Genomic DNA, 13374 nt, shown 5'->3' on the forward strand with positions numbered 1-13374 from the left:
AATTGAGTTCACCCTTTTATAATAATTATATATAATATTATAACATCAACATAAAGTAGTAAATATCGATAATGCAAAACTTTTGTTATAATGAAGTCCGTTACTATTTTAAGGAGGCAAGTTATATGTCATTTGACGGATCATTTATTCATTCAATGGTAAACGAATTTAATCAAACTTTAAATGGCGGCAGAATTGCTAAAATTAATCAGCCATATGCTAATGACATTATTATGACCATTAGATCACATCGTCATAATTATCATTTATTATTATCAGCTAATCCGTCATTTGCAAGGGCCCAAATTACAAACGTCCCTTACACCAATCCATCGGTTCCAACTAACTTTACTATGACACTTCGAAAATATCTAAGCGGTGGTGTTTTAAAACAAATTCACCAGGTTAATAACGATCGTATTATCCATTTTCATTTTACAACTAGAAATGAAATTGGTGATATTGAAGATCTTTTATTAATTGTCGAAATCATGGCAAGGCACAGTAATATTATTTTAATTAATAATGAATCTAAACGGATCATTGACGCAATTAAGCGGATTGGGTCGGATAAAAACCGGTATCGAACCATCTTACCAGGTTCTACTTACATTGACCCACCTAAACAGAACCAAATTTCACCATTTCATTTTGATGCTTTTGACCAATTAAATGCATTGATTAGAAAGTATCCTAACCAGGATGTTTTAGCACACGCCCTTCAACATTTAGTTCAAGGGATTGGCAAGGATACGGCTGAATTTTTAGCTGGGTACTTACATCGTCCTGGTCAACTGGTTAATAATTTTAATCAATTCTTTAACCATTATGATCATCCCAAACCAACGTTAGTGATTAATAAACGGCATCAATCATCATTTATGGTCTATCCTTTTATTAATGATTTAGATCATCAAAATAAATCATTTCAGACGCTAAGTGAATTACTAGATTTTTATTATCGTGATAAAACTGAGCGTGAACGGGTCAAAGAACGTGGTGCAGCTTTAATTCGGGTTGTTAAAAATGAATTAAAAAAGAATCGAAACAAAATTAAAAAACTTAATCGAACTTTAAAATCGGCTGAACATGCGGATGAATATAAAGTCAAGGGTGAAATTTTAACCACCTATTTGAACCAAATTAAATCTGGGATGAAAGAAATTACCCTACCTAATTTTTATCAACAGCAAAAGCCAATTAAAATTCAATTATCACTTCAAAAATCTCCTTCTGAAAATTCTCAATGGTATTTTAAACAGTATCGTAAAAAGCAACATGCTCAAAAATATGTTACTAAACAGCTTAAAAATGCTAATCAAGAGATTGATTATTTTGAAAATATTCGATCCCAAATTGAAATTGCCAATCCGGATGATTTAGATGAAATTAAAGAAGAACTAGCTAACGGTGGTTACATCAAGAAGCATCATCAAAAGAAAAATCGTAATCGCCACCGTAGTCATCCAGAACATTTTACATCTGATAATGGAATTACCATTTTAGTTGGCAAAAATAATCTTCAAAATGATAAATTAACCATGCGGACTGCTAATAAAAATGACATTTGGATGCATACCCAGAAGATTCACGGATCACATGTAATCATTAGATCGAACCATCCCGATAATCAAACATTAATTCAAGCTGCAACGTTAGCTGCCTACTTTTCAAAAGCACGTGAATCTGCCAACGTTCCAGTTGATTATGTCCCGGTTAAAAATTTATCTAAACCGAATGGTGCTAAACCGGGATTTGTTATTTATCGGCATCAAAAGACGTTAAGTGTTACGCCTAAAGAATCAGTGATTCAGAAATTACGTTCCAACCAATCTAAAGCTTAAATTTTAAATTAATGATTTAAAAAGCACTACCGAATTATATTGATTCGATAGTGCTTTTAATCATTGTTTCGGTTCAATTTTAGCTCCAACAATTTGAGAATCTAGACCATTTTTGGTTCTAACTTTCAATTGCCTAAATGGAAATTTAGCCACCATTTCTAAATGCTTTTGTTCTTGATGTTCTAACAAATGAATTAGTTTGTTCCGATCCAATTGATGGGTATAGTATTTAATTAATTCATGAATCCAATTAATCCCAGTTACTCGATTTAAAAAGACCGTTTCTGTGATTTTAAGTGGTCTGACTCCAATTAAATGGTTTCCATTTTGATTATGAATGAATAATGCTTGGACTAATCCATGCCACTCGGAGGATGATTTAATTTCATTTATTGCTTGTGATGTTAAATTTTTAATTACCCTAGAGGACATTTTTAATGGTGCCATATATTTAAAAATTAATTTTAATTGTTGAGGTTGCTTTAAATTAAATTGAACAGTGGAAATTGGGTGACAATGGTTAGCGGTAACAAAGAAATCAATGCCAAATGAAGCTTTAGAGTCCCTTAGCACTCCTGTTTCTTGATCTGGCGGAATAATTGCAATTTTAAAATGACGCTTGCTTAATTCTCGAACTAAATAGTGTCGATTGCCAGGGATGAAAATTATTTTGGGTTGCTCTAAATAGATGATATCTAAAATATTACCCAATTGAATGGGTTCAATGTATTGTTTATTGCTTATTTTAGGACATAGCGAAATAGAATTCGGATTATTATTCATAATAATGGTTTGATATCCCGAATGATGCAATTGAATTAAAGTTTGGGCGGTATAATAATCTGCGGCAGTATTTGGCCCTAATTGATTTCCACCACGGCCGATTACTAATGCTGAATCAGATTTAAAACGATGGGATTCATTTTCTTTTTCATAACTACTGTAGTATGAAGAACTTGTATTCAGAACTTCGCCTGCTGTTGATTCAATTGCTTTATACGTAGGAATTGAATGACATTTTTGACCTAAATCAAAAATTTTTTCAATTGGCACATTCCACGTTTCAGCAAGCATTCCGTCCCCAAATCCACTATTATGGGCAGCTTTTACCGTTGATGATCGAAGGGGATGGTTAATAATTTCATTCTCAACTACCAGTAAATTCCTCAATTTATAAAAATAAAATTGATCAATTTTAGTTAATTCAGCTAATTCTGCCGGACTATAGCCACGCCTTAATGCTTCAATTAATACTAAAATCCGATTTTGCCTAGGATGAATTAACTGATTAATCATATTATCATCACTTAAATTTTGCATGCTTGGTAAAACATCGCGGGGACTAAATTGAGAACTTCTTAACGCTTTTAACATCGCTTCTTCAATCGTTCTACCAATTCCGATTGTTGAACCGACCGATTTCATGACTGTATTCAAATGGTGACTAGCCTTAGGAACATTGTCAAACGGCCAAAGTGGCATTTTAATCACAACGTGATCTAAAGTTGGTTCCATAATTGGAATCAAGTGGCTATATTTGGACGGTAGTGAAACGTGTTCTAACGTTCGCCCCAGGATTAATTGCGAACAGACGGCGGCAATTGGATAGTTAGTGGCTTTAGCTGCTAATGTAATACTACGGCTAAAACTAGGTGTGATTTTAGTTACAAAGAAACGTTTAGTCGTTGGATCCAATGCAAACTGAACGTGACAAAAGCCAATTACCCTAAGGGCATCCATAATTTTAAAAGTAGCATTTCGAATCTTTTGGTATTCAGGATCAGTAATCGTTTGAAATGGTGTAATGATAATTGAATCTCCCGAATGAATTCCTACAGCATCGATGTTTTCGAGGCCAGAAATTAAAATCTTTGTCCCCGATTCATCCCGAATCCCAATGGTCTCTAATTCTTTATAACCAACAATACTCTTTTCTACGATGCACTGGTGGCTACTAGAATGCTTGAAAAAATTATCTAAAGCATGATCTAATTGGTTAAAATTCTTACAATTTTGACGATACGGGCTGTGGTGCTTTGATACGGGCTTAATAATAACTGGCAAACCGATTTTTCTAGCAATATAAACGGCATTTTCTCTACTGCTAACGATCGTTGATGGAACGATATTTTCATGAATATTTTTAATGATTCGTCCCATTTTAATGGGATTATTAATCATAAAAATTGCTAATTGAGATGCACCTAACAATTTAATGCCCTGATTTTTTAAGATATTCTGATGAATGAGTTCTTTACAAAGCCTAATTGCATGCAGACCTCCAAGGGTTGGTAAAATTGCATCGGGATGAACTTTTTTAATTAGTTTTAAAACATTGGAATAATTAATTTCATTAATAAAAATATCTTGATCAGGTAATAAATCCATTGTTAATGTAAAGGGATTATTATCTAGTAGAACCGTTTCAATATTAAATTTTTGAAATGTTAAAATGGTTTGAAAAGTTGCAGCATCTAGTTCATTTTCATGGCCAATTGAAGATGGCCCACCGCCGATTATTAACACTTTATGAAATTTAAAATTCATCGTTTCTTGAACTCCTCTTATTCATATTAGAAGATATATTTTCTAGAAATTCGTCATATAAATCGACACTGTCGGTTGGCCCGGGTCCGCCATCCGGTGAGAATTGAACAGAAAAAGCTGGATAATCACGATGCCTTAGCCCTTGGATGGTACGATTAACTAAATCACGATAAGTAACAATTAAGTTACTATTTTGAATTGATTGGTTATCAACGGAATACTCTTGATTTTGGGAAGCATATAGAACATGGTTAGTGATAATTTCTTTGATTGGATGACTACTATTGTGATAGTCAATTTTTAATTGATATAAACTAGCATGGTTAGCTAATGCAAATAATTCATGTCCTAATCCCATGGCAAACAATGGAACTCGTTTTTGAACATTTTGAATCATTTTAAGGACTGATTTTGGAAGGTCATACGGTGAGCCAGGTCCGGTTGATAAAATAATTCCATCTGGATCTAAATCTAAAATATTCTTGCTATCGACATTCCATGGCAAAACAATGGTGTCACAATGGCGTTCTGATAATTGTTTCAAAATACCATGTTTCAATCCAAAATCAATTACAATAATATTTAAACCCGTTCCAGGATTGGGGTATGGTTTAGGCGTTGCGACCTGTGACACCTGTTGATTCGTTAAAACTGTGGCATTTAATTGATCAAAAGCATGCTGATCAGCAACATCAACAAGACTAGCCTTCATCGCACCGTGTTTTCTTAAATGATGAGCTAGTTCCCTTGTATCGATGCCACTAATTCCAGGGATGTTCCTCTGTTTCAAAAAATCATCAAGTGATAATTTACTAAGTCGATTAGTAGAAATATCTGAATATTCATGGGTTACGACACCCTTAATGCTAGTTGAAATTGATTCATAACTTTTATGATTAATTCCAATATTACCAATTGACGGTTGGGTAAAAACAATGATCTGATCATGATAAATGGGATTGGTAATAATTTCTTGATACCCTAGCATGTTAGAATTAACAATAATTTTACCAGTAGTGGTTGCCCTTGAGCCAAAAGCTTTTCCTTGGTATGCAGTGCCATCTTCAAGTATTAAATAACGTGTTGCCATCAGCTGATCTCCTTTAGTTTAATCACCAGTTAATTTTTGATGATTTCTACTAGATCTTTACCATCAATTTCCTTCATGAGCACCCTAATTTTTTCGGACTGAGAACTTGGAATATTTTTACCAACAAAATCAGCTCGAATTGGCAACTCGCGATGGCCACGATCAACTAAGACTGCTAAGTGAATTGTTCTAGGTCGGCCTAATTCTAAAATGGCACTTAATGCTGCCCGAACAGTCCTTCCAGTATATAAGACATCATCCACTAAAATCACATTTTTCTTTTCGACTGAAATATTGTCGTTAGTAACTGATACTTTTTTGGGCGATTGTTTATCGTGTTCAATATCATCCCGGTAATTTGTAACATCAATACTTGCTACCGGAATTTTTACGTTCTCTAATTTTTCCAAACGATTAGCAATTCGCTTTGCAAGAAAAACACCACGGGTTTTGATTCCAATAATTACTAGGTTGTTAACACCTTTATTTTTTTCGATAATTTCGTATGTAATTCGTGTTAAAGCACGTTGCATTGCCATTTTATTGATTACAATATTTTCCATTTGTTATCCTCCTGATGATTATGATTAAAAAGGTTACTCATATATCATACATAAGTAACCTTTAATTAATTTTATTATATTCTATCATGAAACAATACAAAATCAGTTGTCAAATTTTAATTAGAAAATTCTTTTCTTAAGTGGTCTAAAGTTTCCTGAAAAATTTTAGGTAGTGGCGCATGAAATAGCATCTCTTGATTTGTGATTGGATGTTTAAATCCTAATGTATTTGCGTGTAAAAATTGACCATGCCCTTTAATTGTTTTTCTTGGCCCATACAGTGGATCTCCAACTAAGGGATGTCCAATGTATTTCATATGAACCCTAATTTGATGAGTTCTTCCCGTTTCTAATCGACACTTAACTAATGTATAACGATTAAACCGTTCTAAGACTTTAAAGTGGGTAACAGCTTGTCGCCCATCAGCAACCACCGCCTGCATTTTGCGATTCTTTTTTGATCGTCCCAGTGGTGCATCAATCACCCCACCGTTTTCTTTAATATTACCATGGACTAAAGCAATATAACTTCTAATATTGCTTTTATCTTTTAATTGCTTTGATAAAGATTGGTGAGCGTTATTATTTTTGGCAACCATCAGTAGTCCCGATGTATCCTTATCAATCCGGTGAACAATTCCAGGACGAAAAGTTCCGTTAATATTTGATAACGGCGTATGATAAAGTAACGCATTCACTAAAGTATGATCCGGATGACCGGGTGCTGGATGAACGACCATCCCCTGTGGCTTATTTACAACTATGACGTCATTATCCTCGTAAACGATATCTAAGGGAATTTTTTCAGGTTTTAAATTTAATTTTTTAGGTTCTAATAATTTAACTTGAATTTGATCACCATTGTTCACTTTATAATTTGGTTTTTCAATTTGATTATTCACCAAAATTTGATTTTGATCAATTAATTTCTTGATTCTTGAACGACTCAATTTAGGAAATTGGTTTGAAATAACTTTATCCAAGCGTCCATTTTGAGTTGTTATTTGTAAATGCAATTGACGCATTTAATGATTTTACTCCTTTATAATTGCAATAATTAAAATTAAAACTCCAATCGTTAAACAACTATCAGCAATATTAAAAACTGGAAAATTGATGAAATCAAGTTGAAACATATCAACGACGTATCCTTGAATAAAACGGTTGATTAGATTTCCAATGGTTCCAGCAATAATCATCGATAATGATAACGTATAAATAAAATGACGACGATATTTAAAAAGATAGTATGCCAGAATAAATAAAACAACTGCGGCAATAATTTCAAAAAGCCAATTTTGCCCTGTTAAAATGCTCCATGCAGCCCCACTGTTGTGAAGGTTAGTAAGTGAAACCACGTGATGAATTAAAGGAATTGTCTGATTTAAAGTCAAATGAACCGTAACTAATTCCTTTACCCATTGATCAATTCCAATTAAGGCAAATATGAAAATAACTGCGTAGATAATTGGCATAGTTGTCCCCGTTTCATTAAAAATTTATTTTTAAAATAATCCCTTAATTTTACCATTTTTATCAATATCCATATCTAAAGCTGCTGGATGGGATGGTAATCCTGGCATTGTTAAGACTTTTCCAGTTAAAATAACAATGAAACCGGCACCTAACTTTGGTTCGATTCCCCTAACGTGAATCTTAAAATGCTTGGGATTACCTAATAATTTTGCATTATCAGTTAATGAATACTGTGTTTTAGCGATACATAGTGGTAACTTATCCCAACCTAATTTTTCTAGTTGTTTAATCTGCCTTTTAGCTTTATAACTTAATTCGACGCCATCACCACCATAGATATTTTTAACAATGGCATTTAATTTATCCATAATTGAATCACTATCATGGTAAAGTGGTTTAAATTGACTTGGTCGATCACATGCGGCAACGACCGCTTTAGCTAATTGTTCGGCTCCAGCGCCACCTTTAGACCAAACATTGGTTTCGTATGATTTGACGTCAAGTTGATTAATATATTCTTCTAATAAATTAATTTCTTTATCAGTATCACTTGTGAAACGATTAATGGCAACGATCACTGGTTTGCCATATTGCTGCATACTATGGATATGATGAGCTAAATTATCTGCACCACGTTTTAATGCGCCAGTATTTTCGTAATTTAAATCATTCTTATTCATGCCACCATTTAATTTTAATGCACGAACTGTGGCAACAATGACAACGGCATCTGGATATTTACCTAATTTTTTAGATGTAATATCCATAAATTTTTCGCCACCAAGATCGGATCCAAAACCAGCTTCAGTAATCGCATAATCTGCTGTATTTAAAGCTGCATTAGTAGCTAAGATACTATTACAACCATGGGCAATGTTTGCGAATGGTCCACCATGAACGAAGGTAGGAGTATGTTCTAAAGTTTGAACTAAATTAGGTTTAATTGCATCTTTTAACAGTAAAGTAATCGCCCCGGTAACTCCCAAATCTTTAACAGTGACTGGCTTTCTATCATAAGTATAGCCAATTAAAATTTTACTTACTTTTTGTTTTAAATCCATTAAATTATTGCTTAAACATAGAATGGCCATTAATTCACTTGCAACCGTGATATTAAATCCATCTTCTCTTGGAACACCGGAAGTGGGTCCACCTAATCCAATCACAGCATGTCTAAGTTCACGGTCATTAATGTCAACGACCCGTTTCCATGTAATTCTCCTTGGATCTAAATTTAGTTGATTACCATGGTGAATATGATTATCAATTAATGCTGATAAAGTATCGTTTGCTTCTGTTAAAGCATGGAGATCTCCAGTGAAATGTAAATTAATATCTTCCATTGGGATAACTTGGGCGTGTCCACCACCAGTTGCACCACCTTTTATACCCATTACTGGTCCTAGAGAAGGCTCTCTTAACGCAATTGCGGTTTTATATTTTAGCCGGTTTAGGGCATCCCCCAAACCGATTGTAACCGTCGTTTTGCCTTCTCCGGCAGCCGTTGGGTTAATGGAAGTCATTAGAATTAATTTTCTTTTAGTATTTTGATTTTTGATTGGTAATTTAACTTTAGCTTTATAATCACCATATAATTCAATTTGGGATCTAGATAAATTTAATTTTTGAGCAATCTTTTCTATTGGCTCAATATCACTATCTTGAGAAATTTCAATATCTGTTTTCATTTAAATGATTGCTCCTTATTTATTAATTATGACTTTGAATAATCGTTTTTAATTCAATCACTGAATTAGAGGATAATGTTAAGTTTAATTTATGATCATTGATATTAATTGTTAATGAATTTCTCCTAGCTTGATTGACTTTAACTTGATTTAAATTAACCACCATCCATTTTGGATTTAATACTTTTCCAATTATCATTTGATTATTATTAATTGTAATTCTTCTAAATCTAATTTGACTAAATGCAACAACAACAAATAAAATAAAAAAGAATGACGTAATCCACTGATAATGAGTAATTTCCAGCCAAAAAATAATTCCTAACAATAGTATAATGAACGTCCAGCTCCAGATGATAATAATATTAAGTGGGGATGGTTGGTATAAAAAATGACGATGTTCTGACAATTAATAAATCACTTCCCAAAGAAGGTCTTTTAAATGTATAAACTTTATACGGATGCGGCAGCTTTATATCATCAAAATAAAACCGCCGCCGGAATTTTAATCATTCATAATCATAAACAATTACAAATCAAAAAACATTTAAAATCTTTAGACAATCATTCAGCAGAATTTGAAGCCTGCTTAGATGGATTTAAGATTTTAAAACATCTTGTTAATAGAAACCATGACTATAATTCATTTATATTATACTATACCGATAGTAAAATTGTATATCAAAGTTTACTAAAACAATACGCCAAACATTATCAAAAATTTGTTGATCAAATTTTAATTCAGCAAAATCAATTCAATGATGTTTTTAATAATTGGATTCCAGATACAAAAAATGAAGGTGCTCATCAATTAGCTCAACAAGCCCTTCATAGTTTTAAATGATTTTATTTAAAATATTTATTAATTGGTTTTTCATAATAATTAAAATCTAGTTTTTGATCAGATAAGATTTGTTTAGCAAGGAATTTACCGATAATTGGCCCAGTTGTTAATCCTGACGATCCCAAAGCACCGCCCATTAATAAATGATCATGACCTGGGATGATTCCAAAAAATGGACCATAATCGCTTGAATAAGCTCTTGTGCCTACCTTAGTTTTCATAACATTTGAACCATCTAACCCATTGATTATTTTTTTAGCACTATTTAATAGTTTTTGTTTAGCATTATTAGTTGGTTTTAAATCGAATGTTTTATCATCTTCATGAGTTGCACCAATTATAATCTTTCCATTAGAAAATGGTAAAACATCATATTCCCCCTCTGGCATAAGAACAGGCATATCCTTCTTAAATTGATTGTGGATAGATAACTCAATCAATTGTCCTTTCTGTGCTCGAATGTCAGCTAATACGTTAATATGTTGTAGTGTTTTTTTAGTCCAAGCACCAGCAGCAACAATGATGTTATCAAATTTTTCAATATGATTTTGAAATTTAATTTGTTGATCGGAAACTAAAGTTGCTTCTCCACATTTTAAATTAACAATTTGTTCAGGAATTTGTTTTAATAAATGATTTGAAAATTTAGCACCATCAATTTTACCACCACCCTTAATAATAATTCCGGGTAATGTTTTGGATAGAAAAGGAAGCATATTTTTAACATCAGATGATGATAAATATTGAATGGATTTCATTGCGGGTGCTTCTTGCATCCGTTTTTGCCCTAATTGATAAAGTTCACTTAACTTTTTCTTTGTATCACGTGTGATAATTGTTCCACATTGATTATATACATCAGTTGGCATGTGAGTTTCACGTGCTAATTTTGGAATTAAATCTGCACCACGTCTGGCTAAATGATACCATTGTTGATTCCTTCTTTTTGATACCCATGGAGAAATTATTCCGGCTGCAGCTTTTGTTGCTTGTCCCCTTCTTTTATCAAAAATGGTAATTTTTATATTTGATGAAAACATTTTATATAAATAATATGCAGTAGTGCTTCCAATAATGCCTTGTCCGATTATTGCTATTTTTTTCATTTTTATTTTTCCTTTTTTATTGTTTTGTTAAAGTAACTTTTGACTATTTACTTATAATAAAAAAATTATTCTAAAAAGAATAATTTTTATTATTTTTGAATTGGTTCTTCATAGTCTCCATTAGGACAAACGACCTGCGTCCCATGTTTAAATACTTTTTCAACTAAATATTTCCCATCTTTAGGACAATTTCTGCCAATCGGTTTATCCCATGAAACGAAATCACACTTAGGAAATCTAGAACAACCGTAGAATTTCCGGTTCCGTTTTGATTTTCTTTCAATAACTTCACCAATTTTGCACTTAGGACATTTTACGCCAATTTTTTGAACAATTGCTTCAGTATTTCTACAATCTGGAAATCTAGAACAAGCATAAAATTTACCATATCGCCCCATTTTAATTACCATGGGAGCTCCACAAATTTTGCAGTTAAATCCGGCTAATTTATCTTTAATTTGAACATTTTCCATGTTTTTTTCAGCATGATTAACTTCATTTGAAAATGGATGGTAAAAAGTATCAATAACTTTAATCCAATTTTGCTTCTTTTCTTCAATATCATCTAATTTATTCTCTAAGTCAGCGGTAAAATCAATATTAATAATATCTGGAAAGTATTCTTCAATAATTTTATTAACAATTTCACCTAATTCAGTTGGAACAAATCGTTGCCCGACCAATTTAACATAGTAACGTTTTTGGATTGTCGCTAAAGTCGGCGCATACGTTGACGGCCTTCCGACGCCGTTTCCTTCCAACATTTTAATTAAATTAGCTTCACTATAACGAGCTGGTGGTTGGGTAAAGTGTTGATCAGGATGGATTTGATCAATTGTTACCAAATCATCTTTAGTCAAGTCAGGTAAAATATTGTCTTTTTCATTATTAACAGAATATACCTTCAAAAATCCTGGAAAAACCATTTTTAGTCCATTAGCCTTAAATTTAACGTTATTTTGTTCCATCATAACGGACATTGTATGCATAATGGCCGGTGTCATTTGACTTGCAACAAAACGTTTCCAGATTAATTGATATAATCTAAACTGATCTCTTGTTAAATACTTTTTCAAACTAGTAGGAGTTCTAAAAACAGAAGTTGGTCTAATTGCTTCATGGGCATCCTGCGCACCTTCTGGCAATTTACCTTTAATTGGTTTAGTGGCAGCATATTCAGCACCATATTCTTTATGTAAGAACGTTGATGCTTCATGTTTAGCGATAACAGAGATTCTTGTTGAATCAGTTCGCATATAGGTAATTAATCCTTGATTACCTTCTTTACCAATATTAATTCCTTCGTATAATTGTTGAGCCGCCATCATTGTTTTTCCAGTTCGAAATTTCAATTGACGGTTAGCGGCTTGCTGCATTGTACTTGTAGTAAACGGTGGCTGTGGCTGTCTTTTTCTCTGTCTTTTAGTAACTTTAGTAACCTTCAAAGGTTTTTTTTGATTAAGTTGCTTTAAAATTGCTTGAACTTGATCATTATTATGAATAGTTGCTTTTTTAGAAGTTAAACTAAAAAATTCTGCATCGAATTTTTTAGCACCTTTTTTCATTTTGCTGTTGATTGTCCAATATTCCTTGGGCTTGAACTTTTTAATTTCATTTTCACGTTTAATAATCAACCATAACGCGATTGATTGAACCCTACCGGCACTTAAACCACGTTTTACTTTTTTCCATAATAATGGTGAAATTGAATAGCCGACTAATCGATCCAAAATTCGCCTAGCTTGCTGTGAATCAACTAAATTCATATCAATTGAACGTGGGTGTTTAAATGAACGTTTGACAGCATCTTTCGTAATCTCATTAAATGTTACTCGATTTTTATCCTTAACATTCAACCCTAATAAATGTGATAAATGCCATGCAATCGATTCCCCTTCACGATCGGGATCAGAAGCTAAATAGATTTTTTTTGCTTTTTTAGCCTCTGAACGGAGCATTTTAATTGTATCTCCTTTACCACGGATCGAAATGTAATGAGGTTGATAATCATTGTCAATATCAACCCCCATTTTGCTTCTTGGTAAATCCCTAACATGACCTTTACTTGCAATAACACGGTAAGTTCTACCTAAATATTTTTGAATGGTTTTAGCTTTTGCAGGTGATTCTACAATTACTAATTTCTTTCTATTTTTAGTTCTGCTTCTGCGTGTTTTTGATTTTGAAATTTTAGCTTTTGTTGGCATTAAATAATC

General features: G+C 32.7%; 11 protein-coding genes. 2 read left to right on the forward strand and 9 right to left on the reverse strand.

The genetic code is table 11. The features are described 5' to 3' along the window. The first annotated feature begins 125 nt into the window (after window positions 1-125). Window positions 126-1844 (forward strand): Rqc2 family fibronectin-binding protein, encoded by a 1719-nt coding sequence (locus WR164_RS04330; RefSeq protein WP_286136325.1) that lies wholly within the window; start codon window positions 126-128, stop codon window positions 1842-1844. Window positions 1845-1904: 60 nt separating this feature from the next. On the opposite strand, the gene WR164_RS04335 is transcribed toward WR164_RS04330, so the two are convergent. From WR164_RS04335 to WR164_RS04365, 7 genes are all read right to left on the reverse strand, one after another. Then, window positions 1905-4391, reverse strand: coding sequence for a carbamoyl phosphate synthase preATP-grasp domain-containing protein (locus WR164_RS04335; RefSeq protein ID WP_286136326.1), 2487 nt, complete (start codon window positions 4389-4391; stop codon window positions 1905-1907). Then, complete coding sequence (locus WR164_RS04340) at window positions 4381-5481, reverse strand: carbamoyl phosphate synthase small subunit (RefSeq protein WP_286136327.1); 1101 nt, start codon at window positions 5479-5481, stop codon at window positions 4381-4383. The genes WR164_RS04335 and WR164_RS04340 overlap by 11 nt, the downstream gene beginning before the upstream one ends. Before the next feature lie 29 nt (window positions 5482-5510). Beyond that, the gene (pyrR, locus tag WR164_RS04345; protein WP_286136328.1) at window positions 5511-6044 is read right to left on the reverse strand and encodes a bifunctional pyr operon transcriptional regulator/uracil phosphoribosyltransferase PyrR; all 534 of its coding nucleotides are present in this window, start codon (window positions 6042-6044) and stop codon (window positions 5511-5513) included. 116 nt (window positions 6045-6160) lie between these two features. Beyond that, on the reverse strand, window positions 6161-7069 hold the full coding sequence (locus WR164_RS04350) for an RluA family pseudouridine synthase (protein WP_286136329.1): 909 nt from the start codon (window positions 7067-7069) through the stop codon (window positions 6161-6163). Between the two features lie 9 nt (window positions 7070-7078). After that, on the reverse strand, window positions 7079-7519 hold the full coding sequence (lspA, locus tag WR164_RS04355) for a signal peptidase II (protein WP_286136330.1): 441 nt from the start codon (window positions 7517-7519) through the stop codon (window positions 7079-7081). A gap of 30 nt (window positions 7520-7549) precedes the next feature. Continuing rightward, window positions 7550-9208: a formate--tetrahydrofolate ligase gene (locus WR164_RS04360; RefSeq protein ID WP_286136331.1), complete on the reverse strand. Its 1659-nt coding sequence runs from the start codon at window positions 9206-9208 to the stop codon at window positions 7550-7552. A gap of 22 nt (window positions 9209-9230) precedes the next feature. Beyond that, window positions 9231-9617 carry an EbsA family protein gene (locus WR164_RS04365; RefSeq protein ID WP_286136332.1) on the reverse strand — a complete coding sequence of 129 codons (387 nt, stop codon included), beginning with the start codon at window positions 9615-9617 and terminating at the stop codon, window positions 9231-9233. A 33-nt stretch (window positions 9618-9650) separates the two neighbouring features. On the opposite strand from WR164_RS04365, the gene WR164_RS04370 reads away from it, so the two are divergent. Further along, a complete protein-coding gene (locus WR164_RS04370; protein WP_286136333.1) occupies window positions 9651-10052 on the forward strand; it encodes a reverse transcriptase-like protein in 402 nt (133 codons plus the stop codon). A 2-nt stretch (window positions 10053-10054) separates the two neighbouring features. Here the strand turns inward: WR164_RS04370 and WR164_RS04375 are convergent, their stop codons facing one another. Both WR164_RS04375 and topA read right to left on the reverse strand, forming a co-directional pair. Continuing rightward, the gene (locus WR164_RS04375) at window positions 10055-11158 is read right to left on the reverse strand and encodes an NAD(P)/FAD-dependent oxidoreductase (protein WP_286136334.1); all 1104 of its coding nucleotides are present in this window, start codon (window positions 11156-11158) and stop codon (window positions 10055-10057) included. A gap of 89 nt (window positions 11159-11247) precedes the next feature. Next, the gene (topA, locus tag WR164_RS04380) at window positions 11248-13365 is read right to left on the reverse strand and encodes a type I DNA topoisomerase (RefSeq protein WP_286136335.1); all 2118 of its coding nucleotides are present in this window, start codon (window positions 13363-13365) and stop codon (window positions 11248-11250) included. Window positions 13366-13374: the final 9 nt, after the last annotated feature.

It is taken from the genome of Philodulcilactobacillus myokonensis, from assembly GCF_027923585.1.
Taxonomy (GTDB): domain Bacteria; phylum Bacillota; class Bacilli; order Lactobacillales; family Lactobacillaceae; genus Philodulcilactobacillus; species Philodulcilactobacillus myokonensis.